General features: G+C 69.4%; 1 protein-coding gene. It reads left to right on the top strand.

Translation table 11 applies throughout. The features are described 5' to 3' along the window. Positions 1–197: 197 nt before the first annotated feature. Positions 198–638, top strand: coding sequence for an Lrp/AsnC family transcriptional regulator (locus tag HYE82_RS36950; RefSeq protein WP_179178588.1), 441 nt, complete (start codon positions 198–200; stop codon positions 636–638). Positions 639–641 lie beyond the last annotated feature (3 nt).

Here is a 641-nt window from a genome sequence, read left to right as displayed (position 1 = left end):
GGCCGGGCGGGCAATGTTCTTCGGCCTCGGCCACACCAACCACTTCCCGTCGCGCGGCACGAGTAACCACAACAACCCGGCGCAGTAGGACATACCCTTGTGGCTTTGGTCACATGCCCGCCGCAGGTGCCACTTGTGGGCGGACAGCACTGTGCCTGGAGCACCCTCGGGCCGTAGGTTGATCGGCTATGAGCGCTATGGAGGAACTGGACCGCCAGATCGTCGATCTGCTGGTGCGGGACGGGCGGATGAGCTACACGGACCTGGGCAAGGCCACGGGGCTGTCCACGTCGGCGGTCCACCAGCGAGTACGCCGCCTGGAGCAGCGCGGCGTGATCCGCGGCTACGCGGCCGTGGTCGACCCCGAGGCCGTCGGCCTGCCCCTGACCGCCTTCATCTCGGTGAAGCCCTTCGACCCCAGTGCCCCGGACGACATCGCGGACCGGCTGGCCGGCGTACCGGAGATCGAGGCCTGCCACAGCGTCGCCGGCGACGAGAACTACATCCTCAAGGTCAGGGTGGCCACCCCGCTGGAGCTGGAGGACCTGCTCGGCCGCCTGCGCGCCCTCGCCCACGTCTCGACCCGCACCACGGTCGTCCTGTCCACCCCCTACGAAGCCCGCCCGCCCCGCATCTAGTGC

Source organism: Streptomyces sp. BR123, assembly GCF_013401435.1.
In the GTDB taxonomy this organism is placed as follows: Bacteria; Actinomycetota; Actinomycetes; order Streptomycetales; family Streptomycetaceae; genus Streptomyces.
Note: the sequence above shows the minus strand (reverse complement) of the source record. Positions and strands in the feature narration are given on the sequence as shown.